The following is a 21,555-nucleotide window of genomic DNA, read 5'->3' as shown; positions in this document are numbered from 1 at the left end:
ACTATTTTCGAGGCACGCGTGCATGTCGGTACAGATCGCAGTCATTGATGATTGGCAGAATGTCGCCCGTGGTGTGGTGGATTGGTCGGCGCTGGAGGCCGTGGGGCGGGTGCACTTCCTGCACGATTACCCGGCAGATACCGCCACGATGATTGAGCGCTTGAAGGGGTTCGCGGTCATTTGCGTCATGCGTGAACGCTCGACCTTCGACAAAGCCCTGTTGCAGGGTTTGCCCAACCTCAAGTTGCTGGTAACCGGTGGCATGCGCAATGCCGCCATCGACCTTGCCGCCGCCAAGGCCCTGGGTATCCAGGTGTGCGGCACCGACAGCTACAAGCAGGCGGCGCCGGAACTGACCTGGGCGCTGATCATGGCCTCCACCCGAAACCTGTTGGCCGAAGCCAATTCCCTGCGCGCGGGTGGTTGGCAGGTCGGCCTGGGCGGCGACCTGCATGGCAAGACCCTGGGCATACTCGGCCTTGGCAGCATTGGCCAGAAGGTCGCGCAGTTCGCCCAGGTGTTTGGCATGCGGGTGATTGCCTGGAGTGAAAACCTCACGCCGCAACGCGCAGCCGACGCCGGAGTGACCTGGGTCAGCAAGCGCGAACTGTTTGAGCAGGCCGACATTCTCAGCGTTCATTTGGTGCTCAGCGACCGCAGCCGCGGCCTGGTCGACGCCGAGGCCTTGGGCTGGATGAAACCGACGGCACGCCTCGTGAACACGGCACGCGGGCCAATCGTGGATGAGCAGGCGCTGGTGCAGGCATTGACCACTGGTCGCCTGGCGGGCGCGGCGCTGGATGTGTACGCCGAAGAGCCGCTGCCGGTGGATCACCCGTTTCGACACTTGCCCAACGTACTTGCCACGCCCCATGTGGGGTACGTGAGTGAGCAGAACTACCGGCAGTTCTATGAGCAGATGATCGAAGATATCCAGGCCTGGGCCGAGGGCGCGCCCATTCGGGTGCTGGGCTGACGCACCAATAAGGTGCGCCCCGCACTAATGGTGTGAGCGTAATCTTCGTGGTGAGCAGGCTTGCCCTGCGCTGGGGCGCGAAGCGGCCCTGAAAACCGGCAACGGGTTGGCAGGCCGCCAAATTGTTTGGGAGCGCTTCGCACTCCAGCGCAGGGCAAGCCTGCTCACTACAACCTCTCGCCTTCGTCAATTGCATATGGTTACAAGTTTTTTGTCCTACAAAATTCCCGTACAAACCCTACAGGCTCTGGAATCTGTCCTAGACTGATGACCGATGGGTCCCTTCCAAAACAAAAACCCCGCAAAAAATCTAAACTTTCGAACTCTGCCGTAGGTCCAGTTTTAAGGTAAGGCGAGTGCACGCGGTTCACACCCGATGCCCGTCCATCCACTCTATTTAAGCCGACCGTGCAACTGGCATAAGCCTTGCCAGCTTGTATAGCGCTTGTGCGCCTGGCCGCAGGATGCGGTCTTCGGAGCTAGTGGCAGCGGGCCATTAGCCAACCAACATTGGGAGAGAACTATGATCAGTGCCGCTGTAGATACTCAGGGAGAGCGTTTTAGTAAGGCGGTAGAGGGGCCGACGTCATTGGCCGACCTGCCCAACACTGTGCGGCCGATCGTGAGTAATAATCCCAATCGCAAGAAGGTATTGTTCGTCACCTCCGAGTTCGCCGACCTGGTGAAAACCGGTGGCCTGGGCGATGTGTCCGCGGCCCTGCCCCGCGCCATGGCCCATTTGCACGATGTGCGCGTCCTCATCCCCGGTTACCCGCAGGTGATGGAAAGCGACAACCCGATCCATATCATCGGTGAGCTGGGTGGCCACGCCGCGCTGCCGCCGTGCAAAATCGGGCGCATGGACCTCAAGGACGGCCTGGTCATCTATGTGCTGATCTGCCCCGAGCTCTACGAGCGCGAAGGCACGCCCTACGGCGCCAACAACGGCCGCGACTGGCCGGACAACCATATTCGCTTCGCCCGCCTGGGCCTGGCCGCTGCCGACATGGCCGCCAACCTCGCCCAGATCCACTGGTGCCCGGACCTGGTGCACGCCCATGACTGGCCCGCCGGCCTGGCACCCGCCTATATGCACTGGCGTGGGTCACGCACGCCGACCTTGTTCACCATCCATAACCTCGCCTATCAAGGCGTGGTCAGCCTGGCCTCGACGCCGGAGTTGGGTATCCCACCCCACGCGTTGCAGCAGGAAGGCATGGAGTTCTACGGCAAGATGTCGTTCCTCAAGGCCGGCATGGCGTACTCCAGCCATATCACCACGGTGAGCGCGACCTACGCCCAGGAAATCACCACCCCGGAATTCGGCTGCGGCCTCGACGGTTTCCTCGCCGCCAAGACCCAGCAAGGCCTGCTCAGCGGCATCCCCAACGGCATCGATGAAAGCTGGGAAACCTCCACCGACACGCACCTGACCCACAACTTCAATATCGGTGACTGGGAAGGCAAGGCCATCAACGCCGACCACGTGCGCGAGCTGTTCGGCCTGCATGTCTCCACCGGCCCACTGTTCGCGGTGGTTTCGCGCCTGGTCTACCAGAAAGGCCTGGACCTCACCGAAGCGGTGGCGAGCTTTATCGTCGAGAACGGCGGGCAGATCGCCATTATCGGGCGCGGCGAGCCGGAAGAAGAACAGGCCATGCGTGAACTGGCGCTGCGCTTCCCGGGCCAGGTCGGTGTGCGCATCGGCTTCAACGAGACCGACGCGCGGCGCATGTTCGCCGGCAGTGACTTCCTGCTGATGCCATCGCGCTACGAGCCCTGCGGCCTCAGCCAGATGTATGCCCAGCGCTTCGGCTCGCTGCCCGTGGCTCGCAACACCGGCGGGCTGGCAGACACCATCGAGAATGGCGTCACCGGCTTCCTGTTCAATGAATCCACCGTAGAAAGCTACGAAGAAGCCCTGAGCCGCGCGTTCCGGGTCTTCGCCAATAAAGGCCTGCTCAACGCCATGCGCAGCCGCGCCATGACCCAACCCTTCAACTGGTGCCAGGCGGTGGAACCCTACGCCGAGCTGTATGAACAACTGGTGGCCAAGGCCTTGGGGAAATCGACTAAATAATCAAGGGAGGTCTTCATAGATGCCGTTACGGACTTTGGAAACCTGGCCCCACGGCGCAATCATGCTGGACGCGCAACACACGCGTTTTGCCTTGTGGGCGCCAGACGCGTTTTATGTCAGCGTTGAATTGGAAAACGGTAAATCCATCGCCATGCTGCCCCAGGCAGATGGCTGGTTCGAGACTGAAGTGAAGTGCCCGGCGGGCACGCGCTATCGCTACAACATCGATGGGGAAATGGATGTTCCCGACCCCGCGTCCCGGGCCCAGGCCTCGGACGTGCATGGCTGGAGCCTGGTGGTAGACCCGCTCGCCTACACCTGGCGTCACGCCAACTGGCAAGGCCGCCCCTGGCACGAAGCGGTGATCTACGAAGTGCACGTCGGCGCGATGGGCGGTTACGCCGAAGTCGAAAAGCACCTGCCACGCTTGGCCGAGCTGGGCGTCACCGCGATTGAATTGATGCCACTGGCGCAATTTCCCGGTGAGCGCAATTGGGGTTACGACGGTGTACTGCCCTACGCACCGCACTCCTCCTACGGCTCGCCCGAGCAACTCAAGCACCTCGTCGACAGCGCCCACGAGCACGGCCTCGCCGTTATTCTCGACGTGGTCTACAACCACTTCGGCCCCGACGGCAATTACCTCGGCCAATACGCCAAAGGCTTCTTCCAGGAAGATGTGCACACCCCATGGGGTGCCGGGATCGACTTCGAGCGCCGCGAAGTGCGGAATTTCTTCCTCGATAACGCGCTGATGTGGCTGCTCGAATACCGCTTCGACGGCCTGCGCCTGGACGCCGTACACGCCATCGACAACCCCGGCTTCCTCCAGGAACTCGCGCATCGGGTACGCCAGCAGGTGGATACCGGTCGGCAGGTGTGGCTGGTCCTGGAAAACGAGCTGAACCAGGCCAGCCTGCTCAAGGAGGATTTCGACGCGCAATGGAATGATGACTTCCATAACGTGCTGCACGTGTTGCTGACCGGCGAAACCGATGCCTATTACAGCGACTTTGCCCAGGATCCCACCACCAAACTCGCCCGTTGCCTGGGCGAAGGGTTCATCTACCAGGGCCACACCACTCGCCATGGCCACGAGCGCGGCGAACCGAGCGCTGACTTGCCGCCCACGGCCTTCGTCGCGTTCCTGCAGAACCATGACCAGATCGGCAACCGCGCCCTGGGCGAACGCCTGCACCAGCTCTGCTCGCCCCAGGCGCTCAAGGCTGCAACCGCCCTGCTGCTGTTGTCGCCGATGATTCCGCTGATGTTCATGGGGGATGAGGCGAACGCGAGCGAGCCGTTCCTGTTTTTTACCGACCACCACGGTGAACTGGCTGAAGCGGTACGCGAAGGCCGACGCAATGAATTTGCCGACTTCGCCGCGTTCCATGACCCCGAGCGCCGTGAACGCATCCCCGATCCCAACGCGCTGTCGACATTCGCGCAATCGGCCCCGGTGATCGCCGACACCCCACACGCCGAGCTCTACCGCCACCTGCTGGGCCTGCGCCATCGCCATATCGTGCCGCACCTGCCTGGCGCCGTGGCATTGGGCGCGCAGGTGCTGGCCTACGCCGCCGTCAGTGCGCGCTGGCGCCTGGGCAACGGCAGCCTGTTGCAGATCGACCTGAACCTGAGCGCCACGCCGCTGGATCACCCGGCCACCGCACCGGTCCTGTTTGAAACGCCGGCCCTGCAAGGTGCGCAACTGCCGCCCTTCAGCGCCCGCGTCACCTTATCCCCTGTTGGAGAGCACCCTTGAGCGAAGCGAACTTGGAAATCCTCGCCAGCCGCGCGGGCCTGGCCGTCGATTGGATCGACGCAAACGGTCGCCCGCAACGAGTGACACCCGACGCCCTGCGCGCGGTTCTCAAAGGCCTGGGCCACCCGGCCGACAGCGATGCCGACATCAACGCCAGCCTGCTTGAATTGGAGCGGGTGCAACAAGACAAGCACCTGCCGCCCCTGATGACCGTCGACAGCGGTGAAGGCCTCGACCTGGCGCGCTACTTCGAACCCGACACCCTGTGCCGGGTCAACCTTGAAGACGGCGAGACCCTGGAGCTGCGCCTCGACGGCGATGCCGTGCTGCCCGGGGTTATCGCCTTGGGCTACCACCAGGTGCAGATCGACAACCAGAGCTTTACCCTGGCGGTCGCGCCCACCCATTGCTACAGCGTGGCCGAAGCGGTGGACAACCGCCCCGCCCGCGCCTGGGGCCTGAGCGCGCAGCTGTATTCACTGCGCCGCTTGGGCGATGGCGGTTTCGGCGACACCCTGGCCCTGGAACACCTGGTCCGTTCCGCCGCCGAACGCGGCGCCGATGCCCTGGCGATCAGCCCGATGCACGCGATGTTCAGCGCCGACACCGAGCGCTACAGCCCGTACTCGCCGTCCAGCCGCCTGTTCCTCAACAGCCTGTACGCCTCGCCTGCCTGCATTCTCGGTGAACGTGAGGTGCGCAATGCGATTGAAGCCCTTGGCCTGGAAGAAGAGCTGCACGCGCTGGAACAGCACAGCCTGATCGACTGGCCGGCCGCTGCGCGGGCCAAACAACGCCTGTTGCGCGTTCTGTATGAAGACTTCCGTCACGGCCATCACCCGCAGCATGCCGACTTCCTGAGCTTTCGCCAGGCCGGTGGCGAGGCGCTGGAAAACCATTGTCGCTTCGAAGCCGTGCAAGCAGTGCGCGCCGCTGCAGGCGAGGACCTTGACTGGCGCCACTGGCCTGAAGAGTGGCGCTCGCCGCAAAGCCCGGCGCTGGTGGCGTTCGCCGAGGAGCACCACGCAGAGATCGGCTTCTACGCCTTCGGCCAATGGCTGATCGCCCGTTGCCTGGAGCGCGCACAACAAGCCGCCAAAGGCAGCGGCATGGGTGTGGGCTTGATCGCCGACCTGGCCGTCGGCGCCGACGGCGGTGGCAGCCAGGCCTGGAGCCGCCAGGATGAGTTGCTGGCCGACCTGACCGTGGGCGCACCACCCGACATCCTGAACCGCGCCGGCCAGGGTTGGGGCATTTCCGCGTTTTCACCCGAAGGTCTCAAGCGCAACGGTTTCCGCGCGTTTATCGAGATGCTGCGGGCCAACTTCGCCCATGCCGGCGGCTTGCGCATCGACCATGTAATGGGCCTGCAACGCCTTTGGGTGATCCCCATGGACGCCTCGCCGCGCGAGGGCGCTTACCTGTATTACCCGGTGGACGACCTGCTGCGCCTGCTGGCGCTGGAATCCCACCGCCACCAGGCCATCGTGCTCGGTGAAGACCTCGGCACGGTGCCCGATGGGCTGCGCGAGAAACTCATTGCACGTTCGATCCTCGGCATGCGCGTGCTGTTGTTCGAACAGGGCCACGATGGCCAGTTCAAGCCGATCCTCGACTGGCCGGACAACGCCCTGGCCACCACCAGCACCCACGACTTGCCGACCCTCAACGGTTGGTGGCACAGCCGTGATATCGACTGGAACGTCCAGTTGGGCCTGATCGATGCCCCCACCGTGGAGCAATGGAGCGAGCACCGCCTGCGTGAACGCCAGGCGCTGCGCCAGGCCTTGAGCCAGGACCCGCAGAACTTCGTCGATGAGATCCGCAATGAAACCGACCACATGATCGACGCCAGCGTGCGCTACCTCGGCCACACCCGAGCACCGCTGGTGCTGTTGCCGCTGGAAGACGCCCTGGGCCTGGAAGAACAGGCCAACCTGCCCGGCACCACCGACACCCACCCCAATTGGCGCCGCCGTCTGCCGGGCGAGGCCTCCAGCCTGCTCGACAACGCCGGTGCCGCGCGCCGCCTTGAACTGCTGGCCGTCGCGCGTAACCAAGCCTATGAGCGTGACCGATGAAAGCCCTGCCCCTGCGCGCTACCCAGCGCCTGCAATTCCACAAAGGTTTTACCCTGGACGATGCGGTGCCACTGGTGCCGTACTTCGCCCAGCTCGGCATCAGCCATCTATATGCCTCGCCCTTGCTGAGTGCGCGTGCCGGTTCCATGCACGGCTACGATGTGGTCGACCCCACCAGCGTCAATCCCGAACTGGGTGGCGAAGCCGCCTTGCGCCGGTTGGTCGCGGCCCTGCGCGAGCACGATATGGGGCTGATCCTCGATATCGTCTCCAACCATATGGCCGTGGGCGGCGCCGACAACCCTTGGTGGCTGGACCTGTTGGAATGGGGCCGGCTGAGCCCCTACAGCGAATTCTTCGATATCCAGTGGCACTCCCCCGACCCGCTGCTCAAGGGCCAACTGCTCATGCCCTTCCTCGGCAGCGACTACGGCGAAGCCTTGCAGAGCGGCACGCTGACGCTGCATTTCGATGCCGCCCACGGCGCGTTTCATGTTGAGCATTACGAACACCGCTTCCCGATCTGCCCACGGGATTACGCGGCGATCCTCGGCACCGACGAGCTGCTCAAACCCCTGGCCGACCGCTTCAGCGCCCTGGCCTATCAGGATGACGCCTACACCGAAGCCGCCTGGCTCAAGCAGGCATTGGCCGAGCGTGCCACCGAAGTCCTCGAGCTTATCGAACGCCGGCTGACCGAGTTCGACGGACGCACGCCCGAGGGCTTCAAGCGCCTGCACCAGCTGCTCGAGCAACAGGCCTACCGCCTGGCCAGCTGGCGCACGGCGGCGGACGATATCAACTGGCGGCGCTTCTTCGACGTCAACGAACTGGGCGGGCTGCGCGTGGAGCGCACCGCAGTGTTCGAAGCCACCCACGGCAAGATCTTCGAATTGATCAGCGAAGGCCTGGTGGATGGCCTGCGCATCGACCACATCGACGGTCTGGCCGACCCGCGCGGTTACTGCCGCAAGCTGCGTCGTCGGGTGGATTCGCTGTCGCCCGAACGGCACTTGCCGATCTTCGTCGAAAAAATCCTCGGCGAGGGTGAAACCCTTCGCGAAGACTGGCAAGTGGACGGCACCACCGGCTACGAATTCATGAACCAACTGTCGCTGCTGCAACACCATCCCGAGGGGTTTGCGCCGCTGGCCGAGTTGTGGACACGCCACAGCGAACGGCCCTCGGCGTTTATCGAAGAGGCGCGGCTGGCCCGCCAGCAAATCCTCAACGGCTCCCTGGGCGGCGACTTTGAAAGCGTGGCCCAGGCCCTGTTGCAAGTGGCCCGCGACGACGTGATGACCCGCGACCTGACCCTCGGCGCGATCCGTCGCGCATTGCAGGAACTGATCGTGCACTTCCCGGTGTACCGCACCTATATCAGTGCCCGTGGTCGCAGCGCAGATGACGACAAGGTGTTCCAGCAGGCCATGGACGGCGCCCGCACGACCCTTGGCGAGGGCGACTGGCCGGTGCTCGAGCATCTGGAAAATTGGCTCGGCGGCCAACCCTGGCGCAATCGCCCGGTGGGCCGCGAACGCAAGATGCTCAAGCATGCCTGTGTGCGCTTCCAGCAACTGACCTCGCCGGCAGCGGCCAAGGCCGTGGAAGACACCGCGTTCTACCGCTCGGCCGTGCTGCTGTCGCGCAACGATGTGGGCTTCAGTACCGAGCAGTTCAGCGCGCCGTTGGCCGAGTTTCATGCCATCAACCAACAGCGCTTGCAGGCCTTCCCCGACAACCTGCTGGCCACCGCCACCCATGACCATAAGCGCGGCGAAGATACTCGCGCGCGCCTGGCCGTGCTCAGCGAGTGTGCGCCGTGGTACGTCGAGCAGGTGGAGCATTGGCGTACCCTGGCGGCGCCGTTGCGCGACGACGCGACCACACCGTCGGCCGGCGATGAACTGATCCTGTACCAGGTGTTGCTGGGCAGCTGGCCGCTGGACCAGGCCGAGGACTTCGAGGGCTATCACCAGCGCCTGTGGCAGTGGCAACAAAAAGCCCTGCGCGAAGCCAAGTTGCAGAGCAGCTGGAGCGCGCCCAATGAGGCCTATGAACAGGGTGTCGAGGCTTTTCTTACCCGCCTGCTGCTCACGGAGGAAGGTCGGCCCCTGCGCAGTGCGATCAATAACGCCGCCCAGGCCATCGCCCCCGCCGGCGCACTGAATGGGCTGGCGCAAACCTTGCTTCGCCTTACCGTGCCGGGTGTGCCGGACCTGTACCAGGGCGATGAGTTCTGGGACTTCAGCCTGGTGGACCCGGACAACCGTCGCCCGGTGGATTTCACCGCGCGTCAACAGGCACTCAATACCCCGCCGGACATCGGCGAACTGTTGTTCAACTGGCGTGATGGGCGTATCAAGCAAACCTTGATTGCCCACGTACTCGCCTTGCGCAAGGCCCATCCGCAGGTGTTCCGCAGCGGCCGCTATACAGCGCTGGAAGTGGTCGGCCAACACGCCGAGCGGGTGGTCGCATTCTGCCGCGAACACCAGGGCAAACGCGTGCTGGTGGTGGTGCCACGCTGGTCCCATGAGCTGCTTGAAAACGGTGTGCGTCCCCAGATCAATGCGCGGGTTTGGGGCGATACACGGGTGAAATTACCGTTCGCCGCACCAACGCAAAACTGGAAGGGACTTTTTCATACAGGCGCAGTCACACCAGACAAGGAGCTGTTGATCAGCACTGCCCTGGGGGATTTCCCGGTCAATGTCTTTATCAATCCTGATGATCAAGAAAGCTGAAAATTTTCTGTGAGGAGCATTGTGATGAGTACTGAAGACAAACGCATACGCGAACTGGCGCATCAGATCTGGGAGTCTGAAGGCAAACCCCACGGGGAAGACGCGCGCCACTGGGAGATGGCGCGCAAGCTGGCCGAAGCCGAAGCGCTGACGCCGAGCAAACCCAAGCCCGCCGCCAAGCCCAAGACCGCCCCCAAGCCTGCGGCGAAAGCCAAGCCAGCGGCGCCAGCCGCGAGCAAGCCGGCGCCGCCGGCGGCCAAGAAGCCACCCGCGCCGAAAAAGCCCAAGGCTTAACGCGCACAGCGCCATCGACCTTTTGCCGGCGCGGTCGGCAAAAGGTGATTTCACTCTTCTTATCATCCGCTGAAAACTCGTCAGCACGGCCGCGTTCGGCCCGAAAAAATAGCCTTGCAGGAGCAACTCAATGAGCAAACCCCATAAGACCCCTTCGACGCCGGGCAGCGAGCCGTCGCGGATTCGTGAAGGTTTGCCCTTCCCCCTCGGCGCGACCTGGGATGGCCTGGGTGTCAACTTTGCGCTGTTCTCGGCCAACGCCGAGAAAGTCGAACTGTGCCTGTTCGACGACACCGGCGAAGTGGAACTCGAGCGCATCGAACTGCCCGAATACACCGACGAAATTTTTCACGGTTACTTGCCCGACGCCCACCCCGGCCTGATCTACGGCTACCGCGTGTACGGGCCTTATGATCCGGCCAATGGTCATCGCTTCAACCACCACAAATTGCTGATCGACCCCTACGCCAAGCAGCTGGTGGGCGAACTCAAATGGTCCGAAGCGCTGTTCGGCTACACCATAGGCCATCCGGACGACGACCTCAGTTTCGACGAGCGTGACAGCGCGCCCTTCGTGCCCAAGTGCAAGGTCATCGACCCGGCGCACACCTGGGGCAACGACCAGCCGGTGCGGGTGCCGTGGGACCGTACGATCATCTACGAAACCCACCTGCGCGGCATCAGCATGCGCCACCCTTCGGTGGGCGAAGACGTGCGCGGCACCTGTGCCGGGTTGATGGAAGATGATGTGCTCAAGCACATCCGCCAGTTGGGCATCTCCTCGGTGGAATTGCTGCCGGTGCACGCCTTCGTCAACGACCAGCACCTGCTGGAAAAAGGCATGACCAACTACTGGGGCTACAACAGCATTGCGTTCTTCGCCCCCGACCCGCGCTACCTGGCCAGCGGCAAGATCGCCGAGTTCAAGGAGATGGTCGCGCACCTGCACGAGCAGAAGCTGGAAGTGATCCTCGACGTGGTCTACAACCACACCGCCGAAGGCAACGAGCGCGGCCCGACCCTGTCCATGCGCGGCATCGACAACGCCTCGTACTACCGGCTGATGCCAGACGACAAGCGCTTCTATATCAACGATTCGGGCACCGGTAATACCCTGGACCTGAGCCACCCGTGCGTGCTGCAAATGGTCACCGACTCCCTGCGTTACTGGGCCAACGAGATGCACGTCGACGGCTTCCGCTTCGACCTGGCGACCATCCTCGGCCGCTACCGCGATGGCTTCGATGAACGCCACAGCTTCCTCGTGGCCTGCCGCCAGGACCCGGTGCTGCGCCAGCTGAAGTTGATCGCAGAACCCTGGGACTGCGGCCCAGGTGGCTACCAGGTGGGCAACTTCCCGCCAGGCTGGGTCGAGTGGAACGACCGGTTCCGCGACACCGTACGCGCGTTCTGGAAAGGCGATGACGGCCAACTGGCAGACTTCGCCGGGCGCATGACCGCCTCGGGTGAGATGTTCAACCACCGTGGCCGCCGCCCGTACAGTTCGGTGAACTTCATCACCGCCCATGACGGTTTCACCCTGCATGACCTGGTGTCGTACAACGACAAGCACAACGAAGCCAACGACGAAAACAACCAGGACGGCAGCAATAACAACCTGTCCTGGAACCACGGCGTCGAGGGCCCCACCGACGACCCGGAAATCAACGCACTGCGCCTGCGCCAGATGCGCAATTTCTTCGCCACGCTGCTGCTGGCCCAAGGCACGCCGATGATCGTGGCCGGTGACGAGTTCGCGCGGACCCAGCACGGCAACAACAATGCCTATTGCCAGGACAGCGAGATCGGCTGGGTCAACTGGGACCTGGACGAGGACGGCAAGGCGTTGCTCAAGTTCGTCAAGCGCCTGATCAAGCTGCGCCTGGCCTACCCGATCCTGCGTCGTGGGCGCTTCCTGGTGGGCGACTACAACGAGGACATCGGCGTCAAGGACGTCACCTGGCTGTCGCCGGCTGGCGACGAGATGACCACCGAGCAGTGGGAAGACAGCCACGGCCGTTGCCTGGGCATGCTGATGGATGGCCGCGCCCAGGAAACCGGGATTCGCCGCGCCGGTGCCGACGCCACCCTGTTGCTGGTGGTAAACGCCCACCACGACGTGGTCAATTTCCGCCTGCCGCCGGTGCCACAGGGTGAGTTCTGGACCTGCATGCTCGACACCAACGAGCCGGCGGTGCGTGGCCAGGAACGCTTCGAGTTCGACCACGAGTACGGCGTGACCGGTCGCTCGCTGCTGCTGTTCGAACTGCAGCGTGACGACGAGGTGTGACATGGCACTGCATGGATTCCTTCAAGGCTTCCAGGGCTATGCGGACACGCAGGACCTGGCCAAGGCCCTGAGGGCACTTCAGGAGGAAGGCCTCGATCAGTTGCCGCTGCCTGGCAGCGGCGACACCCTGGGGCGGTTCAGCCGCCTGGCGCAGGTGGCTGGCCATGACCTGCGCCTGTGCAAGCTGTTCGAAGGCCACACCGATGCGTTGGCGATCATTGCCGAGCTGCGTAGCCCGGCGCCGCCTTTGAGCAGCCTGTGGGGCATGTGGGCTGCAGAACCGCCGAATGCCAAGGTGCAGGTGCGCTGCGAGGGCCATCGCCTGCGTCTGGACGGGCGTAAAGCCTGGTGTTCCGGGGCGGCGGTGCTCAGCCATGGTTTGTTGACGGCATGGGATGAACAAGGCGGCCAGCAATTGGTGGCGGTGCAGATGGACCAACCGGGGATCACGGTCACCCACGACGGTTGGAATGCCGTGGGCATGGCCGCCACCGGCAGCGTCGAGGTCGTCTTTGACGGTGCCCATGGCCTTGCCGTGGGCGGCCCCGGCGACTACCTCGCGCGCCCCGGGTTCTGGCAAGGCGGCATCGGTATCGCCGCCTGCTGGTACGGTGCCGCACAACGCCTGGCCGAAGTGTTGCGCGATCACTGCAGCAGGCGCTCGGAGCCCCACGCCCTCGCCCACCTGGGCGCGGTCGACAGCGCCTTGAACAGCGCGGCCTGTGTGCTGCGGGCCAGCGCTGAACAGATCGATCGCTACCCCAGGGCCAATGCCCGGCACCTGGCCCAGCAAGTGCGCGCGAGCATCGAGGACACCGTCGAGCAGGTCATGCGCCATGTGGGCAGAGCCGTGGGCGCGGGTCCGTACTGCAAGGATCCGCACTTCGCCCAGTTGATGGCGGACCTGCCGGTGTATGTCCGCCAGAGCCATGCCGAACGCGACCTGGCCGGCCTCGGCGAACTGGTCGCCGGCGAACCCACAGGGAGGTGGCAGTTATGAAACCCAACCCTATCGTCGGCCAGGGCACGCCCCTGCAGCGCTGGCAGGACTCGCCGCTGATGGCCGAACTGCCGCAGATCAGCGTCGAACAATTGGTACCCGAGGGCCACCGCGCGGTGATCATCGCCCCACACCCGGATGACGAGGTGCTGGGCTGTGGCGGCCTGTTGCAAGGCTTGGCCGAACTGGGCCGGCCCATTCAATTGATTTCGGTCACCGATGGCAGCGCCAGTCACCCCGGTTCCACCCACTGGTCGGTGGAGCGCTTGAGCGTGGTGCGCCCCCAGGAGTCGGCCCAGGCCCTGCATCGCCTCGGTGTGCCGCTGCACAGCCTTAAATGGTTGCGGGCCGGCTTCAGCGACAGCCAGGTGGCGGCGCGGGAGGAGCAGCTCAGCGCCTTTATCCAGCGTCACCTCAAGCCCACGGATGTGGTGTTTACCACCTGGCGCGAAGACGGCCATTGCGACCACGAGGCCGTCGGCCGCGCGAGCGCCAGGGCGGCGCACGCGGTGGGTGCGACCCTCTATGAGCTGCCGGTGTGGACCTGGCACTGGGCGTCCCCCGAGAACAGCCAAGTGCCGTGGCACCGTGCCCGCAAAATCCCCCTGACCTGTGAAGCCGTCGCGCGCAAGCGCCACGCCATCCATGCGTTCGCCAGCCAGCTGGAGGGTGACCCGCAGATCGGCCTGCCGCCGGTGCTGGCGCCCTATGTGGTGGAGCGTCTGCTACAACCTTTTGAAGTGGTATTCGTATGAGTGTGGCGACACCGTATTTCGATCAACTGTTTGCCGGTAACGACGACCCCTGGGCCTTTCGCCAACGCTGGTACGAGAGTCGCAAACGGGCGCTGACCCTGGCGCTGTTGACCCGGCCGCGCTACGCCTCGGTGTTCGAGCCCGGTTGCGCCAATGGCGAATTGAGCTTCGAGCTCGCCCCGCGCTGTGATCACCTTTTGTGTTGCGACACCGCCTCGGCCGCCGTCGCCCTGGCACGCAGCCGCTTGCTGGGCTTTGCCCATGCCCGGGTGGAGCAGAGCCGCCTGCCCGGGCAATGGCCGACCGGCGAATTCGATCTGATCGTCTTGAGCGAGCTGTGCTACTACCTCGACCGCGATGACCTGTGCCGCTTGATCGATCGCGCCCTCGGCAGCCTCACCGCCAGCGGCCAGGTGTTGGCCTGCCACTGGCGCCCGACGATCGACGGGTGCCCGCAGACCGCCGAACAGGTGCATGCCCTGCTCCATGAGCGGCTGGGGATGCCCCTGGTCGCCACCCACCACGAACCCGACTTTCTACTCGACCTGTGGAGCCGTGACGGCACTTCGGTTGCCACCCTTGAGGGCCTGCGATGATCGGCATTCTGATCCCGGTACATAACGAAGAGGCGCTGCTCGGCGAGTGTCTGGAGGCCGCATTGGTGGCTGCCAGTCACCCAGGCCTGCTGGGTGAAGCGGTGCAGATCCTGGTGCTGCTCGACAGTTGCAGCGACGCCAGTGCGGCGATTGCCGAAGGGTTCCCGGTGCAGCGCCTGGAGGTGCAGGCGCGCAACGTGGGCCATGTGCGCGGGGTGGGTGCGCGACACCTGCTCAACCAGGGTGCGCGCTGGATCTCATGCACCGACGCCGACAGCCGCGTGGCCCCCGATTGGCTGGTGGCCCAGTTGGCGCTGGGCGCCGACGCAGTGTGCGGCACCGTGACCGTCGACGCCTGGAGCGAAGGGTTCGACCCGGCGGCACAGATCCGTTACCAGGCGGCATACCACGCCCGTGACGGCCACCGGCATATCCATGGCGCCAACCTGGGCATCAGTGCCGGGGCCTATGTGCGGGCCGGAGGGTTCGAACCGCTGGCCTGTCACGAAGATGTGCAATTGGTGCGCGACCTCGAACGCTGCGGGGCGTCCATCGCCTGGAGCCACGCCCCGCAAGTCATCACCAGCGCGCGCCTGGAGGCCCGTGCCCAGGGCGGGTTCGGCGATTATTTGAAGAGCCTGATGTGCGCGTCTTGAAAAAAACGACATTGCAAAATGTAAAAGCGACCAATCCTTGTCTATGCTGATGACGCCTTGCTGGTAATTCAGGGTTGGATTACCACGCGTGCACCACGGCGGAGTCTGTGGTGAATAAATAGAGTCGTCCCGTCAACGGGGCACGACCCAGCATCAACCGACAAGGACGTAACGCCCATGAAGCCTGCCTCCCTCAGTGAAGGCCGTCGCGGCCCCGCGCAAATCTGGAACAGCGCACCGCAGTTGGCGCAAATCCCGCCTATCTCTGCCGCCTCCCTGGTGCCCGCTGGCGCGCGCGTGGTGATCATCGCGCCGCATCCCGGCGACGAGGTGGTGGCCTGCGGCGGTCTACTGCAATTGCTCAGCACCCTGGAACACCCCCTGCAAATGATCTCCATCACGGACGGCAGTGCCAGCCACCCGGGTTCCCACGTATGGCCGGCCAGCCGCCTGAGTGTGGTGCGGCCCCAGGAAAGCGCCGAGGCGCTGCGCCGCCTGGGCATGCCCTTGCACAGCCTGAAGTGGATTCGCGGCGGTTTCTGCGATAACGCCCTCGCCGCTCGCGAACCGCAACTGAGCCAATTCATCGCGCGCTACCTGCAACCGGGCGATGTGGTGTTTTCCACCTGGCGCAACGACGGCAATGACGACCATGAGGCCGTTGGCCGTGCCAGCGCCAACGCCTGCAGCCTGGTGGGCGCGCAGCTCTATGAACTGCCGATCTGGGCCTGGCACTGCCCCGCCCGCGAGGGTGCGATGATCCCCTGGCAACGGGCGCGCAAGGTACGCCTGGACACCTGGACCGTGGCGCGCAAGCTCCACGCCGTCCATGCGTATGCCAGCCAGTTGGCAGGCGATCCGCAGATCGGCCTGGCGCCGATATTGGCCCAGGTGCTGCTGGAGCGTATGCGCGAGCCTTACGAGATTGTGTTTGCGTAATCCTCCACTCGTCTATACCTGTTATTTCTGACAGTGGCGGCCCGCAGGATGGGTGGCTATGGTGCAAAAAGCGCTGCACAGCTTGAGGTGCAGTCGAGAAAGCCATGCCAACCCCTTGCATTGGCCGGTGTTTTCGAACAGGTAACCCGTCGTCCCTGATCCGTATCGCGTCACGTTGTCATGGTCTGGCCTGCACCGGCCTTTGCCGGTGCCGGGGCAACTTTCCCCTCGCACGAGGATGGATCATGCGCTCACGGACTCTGACCCTGCTGTACCTGATTGCCTTGGCGACGTTGCCGCCCGCGTCTTACGGGGCGTGCACCATCAGCAACACCGCCGGCGATGACCTTTCTTCCTGCGACAGCGGCACGGCACCGGGCTTTACCGACAACGCGGGCAACAACACCCTGAACCTCAGCGCCACGGGGCGGATTACCGGGAATGTCACCTACGGCGCCGGCAACGACTTGGTGGATGTGAACGGGCCGAGCGCCGGGATCGACGGTAACCTCAACCAGGGCGATGGCAGTAATATTTTCCGGCTCAACCTGGGTAGCATCACCGGCAGCGTCAGCCAGGGCTCGGGGGCAGATGTGGCGCAGATCAGCGGCGGCCAGGCCGGCGCCGTCAGCCAGGGCGCAGGCGTCGACAGCTTTGCCATGAGCGGAGGCAGGATTGCCTCACTGGCCCAGGGTGATGGCCTGGACACCTTCAACATGAGTGGCGGCACCATCACCGGAGCCTTCGAGGATGGCGACCAGGCCAAGATGAGCGGCGGCACCATCGGCCGGGTCGACATGAAGCTCGACAACAACCTGTTCGATATGGTGGGTGGCAGCATCATCGGCAACCTGGTGACCGGCTTCGGCAACGACACCATCCTGATCTCGGGCACGGCCTTTGTCGGCGGCAACATCAGTGTCAGCGGGGGCAACGATCATGTGGCGGTGTCCGGTGGCGACGTCAACGGCCAGATACTCCTCAGCTTTGGCAACGATCACTTCGAATGGACCGGTGGCAACCTGCATTCGTTCGTACTGCTGGGCGCCGGTGACGACACGGCGGTGCTGCAGAACCTGGTCAACACCCAACTGGCCGCGGCGCAGTTGATCGACGGTGGCCTGGGTATCGACACGCTCACACTGGACAATACCAAGGCCGGCGATCCGGGCCTGTTTCCCAACTGGGAAAACATCCGCCTGGACAACCAGTCACAGCTGACCCTGGGCGGAACGCTGAAACTGGGTGGCAGCGATACCGGTACCGGGAGCCTGAGCATAGACGGGACCAGTGAACTGTTGATCGCCACCGGGGTGATCGACCCGTTTACGGCCGGCCAACGGGTGAACGTCACCAACAGCGGCACCCTCAACATGACCACCGGCAACACCCGGACCAGCGACACCTTGACCATCAATGGCAATTACACCGGCGACAACGGGCGGCTTGCGCTGCAAAGCGCCTTGGGCGCGGACGATTCCCCCAGCGACAAACTGATCATCAACCAGGGCACCCTCGCCGGGACCACGGCCATCAGTGTCACCAACCTCGGCGGCGCGGGTGCGGCCACCCTGCAGGACGGCATCCAGGTGGTGCAGGCCCTCAACGGCGCGTCTGGCAGTGGCAGCGCGTTTACACTGGCGGGCCCGGTGTCTGCCGGCGCCTTCGACTATCGCCTGTTCAAGGGCGGCGTAACGGCCGGCACGGCAGAGAACTACTACCTGCGCTCGACGATCCCCGTGGTGCCGCCTGACCCGGTGATTATCGTGCCGTTACCCACTCCGGTTCCCGGTGAACCACCGCTGCCGCCCAATCCCGGGACAGAACCAATCCCCATTTACCGTCCGGAAGTGCCTATCTACGCCGCGCTGTTTCCCGCCGCGCAGCAACTCGTGCAGGGCATGCTCGGCACCTTTCACCAGCGCATGGGTGACCAGAGCCAGCAACTGCACAGCGGTGCATTCACCTCAGGTTGGGGGCGGTTCTACGGCAGCAGCTCGCGTCAGAGCTTCACCGGGACGGTCAGCCCGTCGCTCGACAGTTCGGTGACCGGCTTCCAGGTGGGTACCGACCTGTATGCCAGCACCTACGACAATGGCCTGACCCAACGCAGCGGGTTCTTTGTCGGCCACAGCACCCTCAAAGGTAACGTCAAAGGCTTCAACGGCGGCTGGCAGGACAAGGACGCCGGCAAGACCACCTTGCGCGGCGACAGCCTGGGGGTCTACTGGACGCTGATCGGCGCCAACCAGGCCTACCTCGACCTGGTATTGATGGGCACCCGCTTCGACGGCAATAACGAGTCGGATCGTGGCGTGAAGATGGACACCCATGGGCACAACGTCACTGCCTCCGCCGAGGTCGGCTGGCCGTTTGCATGGGTGGCTGACTGGGTGGTTGAACCCCAGGCACAACTGATCATCGGCAAGACCAGACTGGATAAGCAAAACGACGGGATCTCCGACGTCGCCTATGACGCCGACACCAACGTCACCAGCCGCCTCGGGGTGCGCCTGCGTGGCGACTACCGGGTGCGTGGCATGCCGCTGCAGCCCTACGTCCGTACCAACGTCTGGCACAGCAGCGCCGGGCAGAACACCGTCACCTTCAACGGTGTGACGGCCATCGACACCGAGCAGAAGTCCACCACCCTGGACCTGAGCGCCGGCGCCACGCTGAAGGTGGCCACGGGCATCAGCCTGTACGGCGAGGTGGGCTACAACCGCAACCTGGGCAGCAACACCTTCAACGGCCGCCAGGGCACATTTGGCCTGAGAATGGAGTTCTGAGCACCCCGTGAATCACCTGTGGTCGGGGTTGACCACACCGGCCGCCTTGAAGCGTGAAAACTGAAAGGCAATGCCCAGCCAGATAAACCAGGCCGGCATCACGCACAGCGCCAGGCGTGTATCCGGCCGCAACGCCAGCAGGCACAACACGAAGACTAGGAATGCCAGGGAAAACCACGCCATCGGCACACCGCCGGGCATCTTGTAGAGAGATCTGGCGTGCAGGTCCGGGCGCTTTTTACGGTAGGCGATGTAGGACGCGAGGATGGTCGACCAGGTGAAAATCACCAGGATCGCCGACACCGTCGACACAATCGTGAAGGCGGTCATCACTTCCGGCACCACAAACAGCAACACCAGGCCCAGCAGCATCAGCAAGGTGGTGAAGGCCAGGCTGATAAACGGCACGCTGCTTTTCGACAAGCGCCCAAAGATACCCGGCGCGTCCCCCAGGTCGGCCAGGCCGAACAACATCCGGCTGGCGGAGAACACCCCACTGTTGGCCGACGATGCCGCCGAGGTCAGCACCACGAAATTGACGATCCCCGCCGCAGCTGGAAAGCCCGCCACCAGGAACAGTTCCACGAACGGGCTCTTGCTCGGCGACACCTGTTGCCACGAAGTGACCGCGATGATGCACGCCAGGGCCAGCACGTAGAACAGGATGATGCGCAGCGGAATCGAGTTGATCGCCTTGGGCAAGGTCTTCTCCGGTGCTCGGGTTTCGGCGGCTGCGGTGCCGATCAGTTCGGTGCCGGCAAAGGAAAAGATCGCCATCTGGAAGCCGGCGAAAAAACCGAACAGGCCATTGGGAAACGCCGCCTGTTTGTCCAGCAAGTGGCTCACGGAGGCCGTGACCCCGGTGGGCGAGACAAACGAACTGGCAATCAGCACCACGCTGACACCGATCAGGGTCAGCACCGCGATGATCTTGATGATCGCGAACCAGAATTCCACTTCACCGAACAGCCTGACCGTCAGCACGTTCAACGCGAACAGCGTCAACAGCATGCCCACCGCCGGTATCCACGCCGGCACATGGGGGAACCAGTACTGGAAAAACCCGCCGACCACCACCGCGTCCCCCACCACCGCCACGCTCCAGCTCAGCCAGTACGACCAGCCGAGAAAGAACGCCGCACGCGGGCCCAGGTACGCGCCGGCAAAGTCGGCAAAGCTCTTGAAGTTGAGGTTGGACAGCAGCAGCTCACCCATGGCGCGCATCACGAAGTACACGAACAGCCCGATGATCATGTAGATCAGGATGATCGAGGTGCCGGACAACGCGATGATCTTGCCGGAGCCCATGAACAGGCCGGTGCCGATCGCACCGCCCATGGCCATCAGCTGGATGTGGCGGTTGTTCAGGGTGCGTTGCAACGCAGGCTTTTCACACAGCCCGGACGTGGTTGTTTTCATCACAAAACCTCTTGTTATGTTTTTGAGTTTTGGCAGAAAAAAGGAATCGAGCGCTTGTTGTTATGGAGGTCAGGCGGTCTTGCTTTCGAAGCCGTGCAGGACGTTGACGGCGTTGATGCCGATCTCGTCGACCATGTAGCCGCCTTCCATCACGAACAGCGTCGGCACGCCCACGCCGGCGATGATCTCGCCCATGCTGAGGAAGTCCTGGCTGTCGAGGAGGAAGTGGCTGATGGGGTCGTCCTTGAAGGTGTCGACGCCGAGGGAGATCACCAGCACCTCGGGGGCGAAGTGTTTTAGCTGCTGGCGGGCGTGGATCAGCGCGGTTTTGTACTGGCCCCACGTGGTGTTTTTCGGCAAGGGGTAGTTCAGGTTGAAGCCCTCCCCGGCACCTGCACCGCGTTCGCTGCCGGCGCCGGAAAAATACGGATAGGACACCGACGGGTCGCCGTGCAGGGAGATGAACAGCACATCCGCGCGGTCGTAGAAAATATTCTGCGTACCGTTACCGTGGTGGAAATCCACATCCAGTACCGCCACGCGCTTGGCACCTTGGGTGATGGCCTGTTGCGCGGCAATCGCGGCGTTGTTGAGGTAGCAATAACCGCCCATGTATTCGCGGGCCGCGTGGTGCCCCGGTGGGCGGCACAGGGCGAAGGCGCTGTGATGGCCCTCGTCGATCAGCGCCAGACCGGTGAGGGCGATGTCCGCGCTGGTCTTGACCGCCTGCCAGGTGGTGGCGGTGATCGGCGAGCCGGCGTCCATGGCGAAGAAACCCAGCTTGCCGTCGATGAAGTCCGGCACCTGCTCATTGGCCAGGTCGCGTACCGGCCATACCAGCGGCAGCGCGTCATGGCTGCGGCCGATGGCGGTCCATTCGGCCCAGGCGGTTTCGAGGAAGCTGACGTAGCGCTCGCTGTGGGCATTGACGTAGCAGGCGCGCTCGAAGCTGCGCGGCACAATGATATCGCCCAGCCCGACGTGCCGGACGCGGTCACGCACGGTGTCGGCGCGGCTGGGTTGTTCGAACGAGGGCTTGAGCACGCCGTCCTTGAGTTCGGTGCCGTGGTGCAAACGGTGGTCATCACTAAAAACAGTCAGCATTTGGATACATCCGCCAGAAAAAGACAGGGTCTATTTTGTTCTGGCTGAGCAGGGCTTTCTTTGC

At 63.8% G+C, this 21,555-nt stretch carries 15 protein-coding genes; 13 read left to right on the top strand and 2 right to left on the bottom strand.

Features of this window, described 5'->3' with window-relative positions:
- Positions 1-22: 22 nt before the first annotated feature.
- The 13 genes from NIBR502773_RS29185 to NIBR502773_RS29125 all read left to right on the top strand — a co-directional run bounded on the left by NIBR502773_RS29185 (position 23) and on the right by NIBR502773_RS29125 (position 18,968).
- A complete protein-coding gene (locus tag NIBR502773_RS29185; RefSeq protein WP_141157632.1) occupies positions 23-976 on the top strand; it encodes a D-2-hydroxyacid dehydrogenase family protein in 954 nt (317 codons plus the stop codon).
- Positions 977-1,499: 523 nt separating this feature from the next.
- Positions 1,500-3,056 carry a glycogen synthase GlgA gene (gene glgA / locus NIBR502773_RS29180; protein ID WP_141157631.1) on the top strand — a complete coding sequence of 519 codons (1,557 nt, stop codon included), beginning with the start codon at positions 1,500-1,502 and terminating at the stop codon, positions 3,054-3,056.
- A 19-nt stretch (positions 3,057-3,075) separates the two neighbouring features.
- Complete coding sequence (gene treZ, locus NIBR502773_RS29175) at positions 3,076-4,821, top strand: malto-oligosyltrehalose trehalohydrolase (RefSeq protein ID WP_141157630.1); 1,746 nt, start codon at positions 3,076-3,078, stop codon at positions 4,819-4,821.
- Positions 4,818-6,902: a 4-alpha-glucanotransferase gene (gene malQ, locus NIBR502773_RS29170; protein WP_141157629.1), complete on the top strand. Its 2,085-nt coding sequence runs from the start codon at positions 4,818-4,820 to the stop codon at positions 6,900-6,902. Before treZ ends, malQ begins: the two co-directional genes overlap by 4 nt.
- The gene (locus NIBR502773_RS29165; RefSeq protein WP_141157628.1) at positions 6,899-9,649 is read left to right on the top strand and encodes a malto-oligosyltrehalose synthase; all 2,751 of its coding nucleotides are present in this window, start codon (positions 6,899-6,901) and stop codon (positions 9,647-9,649) included. The genes malQ and NIBR502773_RS29165 overlap by 4 nt, the downstream gene beginning before the upstream one ends.
- A gap of 24 nt (positions 9,650-9,673) precedes the next feature.
- Positions 9,674-9,943 carry a DUF2934 domain-containing protein gene (locus NIBR502773_RS29160; RefSeq protein WP_065941695.1) on the top strand — a complete coding sequence of 90 codons (270 nt, stop codon included), beginning with the start codon at positions 9,674-9,676 and terminating at the stop codon, positions 9,941-9,943.
- 130 nt (positions 9,944-10,073) lie between these two features.
- Positions 10,074-12,233 carry a glycogen debranching protein GlgX gene (glgX, locus tag NIBR502773_RS29155; RefSeq protein ID WP_141157627.1) on the top strand — a complete coding sequence of 720 codons (2,160 nt, stop codon included), beginning with the start codon at positions 10,074-10,076 and terminating at the stop codon, positions 12,231-12,233.
- A gap of 1 nt (position 12,234) precedes the next feature.
- Entirely contained in the window at positions 12,235-13,233 is a 999-nt protein-coding gene (locus NIBR502773_RS29150) for an acyl-CoA dehydrogenase family protein (protein WP_141157626.1), read from the top strand.
- Entirely contained in the window at positions 13,230-13,988 is a 759-nt protein-coding gene (locus tag NIBR502773_RS29145) for a PIG-L deacetylase family protein (RefSeq protein ID WP_141157625.1), read from the top strand. Before NIBR502773_RS29150 ends, NIBR502773_RS29145 begins: the two co-directional genes overlap by 4 nt.
- Positions 13,985-14,584 carry an SAM-dependent methyltransferase gene (locus NIBR502773_RS29140; protein ID WP_141157624.1) on the top strand — a complete coding sequence of 200 codons (600 nt, stop codon included), beginning with the start codon at positions 13,985-13,987 and terminating at the stop codon, positions 14,582-14,584. Before NIBR502773_RS29145 ends, NIBR502773_RS29140 begins: the two co-directional genes overlap by 4 nt.
- A complete protein-coding gene (locus NIBR502773_RS29135) occupies positions 14,581-15,240 on the top strand; it encodes a glycosyltransferase family 2 protein (protein ID WP_141157623.1) in 660 nt (219 codons plus the stop codon). The genes NIBR502773_RS29140 and NIBR502773_RS29135 overlap by 4 nt, the downstream gene beginning before the upstream one ends.
- Positions 15,241-15,417: 177 nt before the next feature.
- Positions 15,418-16,179: a PIG-L deacetylase family protein gene (locus tag NIBR502773_RS29130; RefSeq protein WP_141157622.1), complete on the top strand. Its 762-nt coding sequence runs from the start codon at positions 15,418-15,420 to the stop codon at positions 16,177-16,179.
- Positions 16,180-16,424: 245 nt separating this feature from the next.
- A complete protein-coding gene (locus NIBR502773_RS29125) occupies positions 16,425-18,968 on the top strand; it encodes an autotransporter outer membrane beta-barrel domain-containing protein (protein WP_141157621.1) in 2,544 nt (847 codons plus the stop codon).
- A gap of 12 nt (positions 18,969-18,980) precedes the next feature.
- Here the strand turns inward: NIBR502773_RS29125 and NIBR502773_RS29120 are convergent, their stop codons facing one another.
- A complete protein-coding gene (locus tag NIBR502773_RS29120) occupies positions 18,981-20,387 on the bottom strand; it encodes an amino acid permease (protein ID WP_141157620.1) in 1,407 nt (468 codons plus the stop codon).
- Between the two features lie 69 nt (positions 20,388-20,456).
- Positions 20,457-21,491: a histone deacetylase family protein gene (locus NIBR502773_RS29115; protein WP_141157619.1), complete on the bottom strand. Its 1,035-nt coding sequence runs from the start codon at positions 21,489-21,491 to the stop codon at positions 20,457-20,459.
- Between the last annotated feature and the right edge of the window lie 64 nt (positions 21,492-21,555).

This window comes from Pseudomonas sp. NIBRBAC000502773 (assembly GCF_006517195.1).
Lineage (GTDB): Bacteria > Pseudomonadota > Gammaproteobacteria > Pseudomonadales > Pseudomonadaceae > Aquipseudomonas > Aquipseudomonas marginalis.
This window is presented reverse-complemented; position numbering and strand designations above follow the sequence as displayed.

Coding starts and splice junctions, on each gene's coding strand:
- NIBR502773_RS29185 (WP_141157632.1), top strand. CDS start 23: ATGTCGGTACAGATCGCAGTCATTGATGATTGGCAGAATGTCGCCCGT.
- glgA (WP_141157631.1), top strand. CDS start 1,500: ATGATCAGTGCCGCTGTAGATACTCAGGGAGAGCGTTTTAGTAAGGCG.
- treZ (WP_141157630.1), top strand. CDS start 3,076: ATGCCGTTACGGACTTTGGAAACCTGGCCCCACGGCGCAATCATGCTG.
- NIBR502773_RS29165 (WP_141157628.1), top strand. CDS start 6,899: ATGAAAGCCCTGCCCCTGCGCGCTACCCAGCGCCTGCAATTCCACAAA.
- NIBR502773_RS29160 (WP_065941695.1), top strand. CDS start 9,674: ATGAGTACTGAAGACAAACGCATACGCGAACTGGCGCATCAGATCTGG.
- glgX (WP_141157627.1), top strand. CDS start 10,074: ATGAGCAAACCCCATAAGACCCCTTCGACGCCGGGCAGCGAGCCGTCG.
- NIBR502773_RS29150 (WP_141157626.1), top strand. CDS start 12,235: ATGGCACTGCATGGATTCCTTCAAGGCTTCCAGGGCTATGCGGACACG.
- NIBR502773_RS29145 (WP_141157625.1), top strand. CDS start 13,230: ATGAAACCCAACCCTATCGTCGGCCAGGGCACGCCCCTGCAGCGCTGG.
- NIBR502773_RS29140 (WP_141157624.1), top strand. CDS start 13,985: ATGAGTGTGGCGACACCGTATTTCGATCAACTGTTTGCCGGTAACGAC.
- NIBR502773_RS29135 (WP_141157623.1), top strand. CDS start 14,581: ATGATCGGCATTCTGATCCCGGTACATAACGAAGAGGCGCTGCTCGGC.
- NIBR502773_RS29130 (WP_141157622.1), top strand. CDS start 15,418: ATGAAGCCTGCCTCCCTCAGTGAAGGCCGTCGCGGCCCCGCGCAAATC.
- NIBR502773_RS29125 (WP_141157621.1), top strand. CDS start 16,425: ATGCGCTCACGGACTCTGACCCTGCTGTACCTGATTGCCTTGGCGACG.
- NIBR502773_RS29120 (WP_141157620.1), bottom strand. CDS start 20,387: ATGAAAACAACCACGTCCGGGCTGTGTGAAAAGCCTGCGTTGCAACGC.
- NIBR502773_RS29115 (WP_141157619.1), bottom strand. CDS start 21,491: ATGCTGACTGTTTTTAGTGATGACCACCGTTTGCACCACGGCACCGAA.